At 41.9% G+C, this 2426-nt stretch carries 3 protein-coding genes; all 3 read left to right on the plus strand.

Translation table 11 applies throughout. The features are described 5' to 3' along the window. On the plus strand, positions 1–1482 hold a 1482-nt coding region (locus LEP1GSC194_RS20735), incomplete at its 5' end, for an RHS repeat domain-containing protein (RefSeq protein WP_020775421.1). A 4-nt stretch (positions 1483–1486) separates the two neighbouring features. After that, positions 1487–1828 carry a hypothetical protein gene (locus tag LEP1GSC194_RS20740; RefSeq protein WP_017807800.1) on the plus strand — a complete coding sequence of 114 codons (342 nt, stop codon included), beginning with the start codon at positions 1487–1489 and terminating at the stop codon, positions 1826–1828. Between the two features lie 158 nt (positions 1829–1986). Further along, positions 1987–2426: transposase family protein (locus tag LEP1GSC194_RS20745; protein WP_036043991.1), on the plus strand; the 440-nt coding region annotated here is incomplete at its 3' end.

Consider the following 2426-nt stretch of genomic DNA (forward strand, 5'->3'; position numbering starts at 1 on the left):
GCAAAGAACGGAAACTTAACTTCCAAACGGTTTCATGATCCCGCGAGTGGTGCGATCTCCGACGAGTGGAGCTATGTTTACTCCAATCACCAAGTCACGAACATCGATTCGAGTAAATCGGGGAACGATGCTCTTGTCATGCAGTATGATGCTAATGGAAATCTCACAAGACAAAGAGACAATACGAAGGATTTAACCAAACGGATCAGCGTGGATTCGCAAGACAGAATTGTTCAGATTCAAGACGGAAACAACTCGACTGTGGGTTCCTACTGGTATGACGATGGCGGGTTTCGGATTCGCAAGTCTTCGCTCGAACCGAAAAACAATGTTTTTGCAAACGTTGAGATCTTGTATCCGAACAAGTTTTTTGGTCTGGAGTTCATCGAAGCCGAGAACGTTATCTCAAGCGTGAATAACGTGTTTTTGAACGGAGTTCGGATCGCTGCGTTAAACGAAGTCGGCGCGCTTGCGTATTTTCTCACCGATCAAGTCGATTCCGTCTCACACGTGTTAGACGATGAAGGGAATTCGCTTTCTCAGATTCAGTTTCAACCTTACGGGGAAACGTTTGTGCAGCGCGGGGACTCGAACTTTGCTCCGAAATTCAACTCGCAAGAGCTCGATCGGGAATCCGGGTTTTTCTTTTTCAACGCGAGGTTTTATGACCCGGCCATTGCGAGATTTACCAGTGCGGATACGGTTATTGATGGTGAATTTGACACGCAAGGCTGGAACCGATTCTCGTTTGTGAAGGGGAATCCGATTGGGGCGAAAGATCCGACAGGGCATGATGCTTGCACCACTTCAAGAACGCCGTGTAAAACTGAGCTACTCATGGGGGGTGGTGGCGGTTCGGTCGCAAGGCCAAGCTCTTCCAATTCAAGCGGTGGATACTCTGCAGGCCTTGGTGCTGCTGCCACAGGTTTGTTAGCTAATTTATTAGGTTCAAAAGAAGACAAACCAAGCCTTCCAGACAAACCTCGAAGCACATCGGCAACTCCTTCTGAAGCCAAGGACATGAGCAAAGCGGGTCTTGATCCTTTAAATAAAGCGGATGTTAAGAATTTTCTTGGAAAAACTACAAAAGATGGATCGACTAGTGGAGGTAATTCGGGGATAAAAAATCAAACAAACGCCTCTCCTTTTCAAGCAAAAAATACTTCCACTACATCAGGCTATCGTTATGTTACAGAAGGTGAAGTGCAAGCTATTAAAGATACGGGAATGTTAAGAGGGGGAAGAGACGGTGAGACCTATTTTACAAAAGATTTATACAAATCGGGAACAAAAGCCCAAGAAAGACTTTCGCTGGAAAATAAACCTACGTACAGAGTTGAATTTGAAGTCAAAGGCAGTCCTAATTACGAAAAATATGGAACCAAAGTTGATCCTCTATATGGCCAGCCCGGCAAAGGATCTGAATTTATGACAACCGATAAAGTTAAAGTTAAATTAATAAATGTTCAACCTTTAAAGTAAAATCATGAAAAAAAAAGAATACTACATTTCAGTTGGTGAGCCTTGGGATTTCGAAAGTCCAGATGGGAAAAATAGAATTAATGGAAGTATTTTTAAGATTATTGATAACGATTGCGTTCTTTTTAAGACAAACCATATTCTAAGTTTTGATAATATTCATGGGGACATTTTAGTGTTATTATCAAGACACACTGGATATCACTTTGATTCATTAGAAGCTAATGGATTTTGGACATTTGGCGGAGGTTTATTATTAACAAAAGATTACGAAAATATGAACCGAAAAGAATTAGAAAAGAATTCAAAATATGTAATTATAGGTAGTATCAGAAGTGCTGAGACTTGATGTCCTTGCCCTATACCAAAAGCAAACAGATGTGGCCCTTCGGAGAATTTCGTGGGAAGAAACTACTTCATAAATGACGGTGAGAAGAGGTTGCAGATGAGTTTCGAGCAAATTTCGTCATTGCAAAATCATAACATAACCAATGAATAATATTCCTAATGAACGCAAACGAAAACTTAGAAAAACATTACTCTCTCCTTTTAGGAATCTCATCACCTTGGTCGGTTGAAACCGTAGAATTAAATATCGCAGCAAAGAAAGTAGATATCGAAGTCTCATACGATGAGCGGGAAGCTGTAGAGTGTCCGGATTGTGGTAAAAAATGTCCTCGGAAAGATCATACAGAAAAAAGAACCTGGCGCCATTTGGATACGATGCAATTCCAGACATTGATTCATGCTCGAATCCCACGCGCTCAATGTGAAGCTCACGGCGTAAGAAACGTAAAGTTACCTTGGAGCGAACCGTATTCCCGGTTTACGTTGTTGTTTGTAAAATTCGCAATCGATGTAATCAAAGCCTGCGGGAATGTATCGGACGCGGCAGCGCTTTTGAACTTGAGTTGGGATGAAATCCACTTGATTCGGAAAAAAGCGGT

The organism is Leptospira alstonii serovar Sichuan str. 79601 (assembly GCF_000347175.1).
GTDB lineage: Bacteria > Spirochaetota > Leptospiria > Leptospirales > Leptospiraceae > Leptospira > Leptospira alstonii.

Excerpts from the sequence above, each read along its gene's own strand:
- LEP1GSC194_RS20740 (WP_017807800.1), top strand. The coding sequence starts at position 1,487 with ATGAAAAAAAAAGAATACTACATTTCAGTTGGTGAGCCTTGGGATTTC.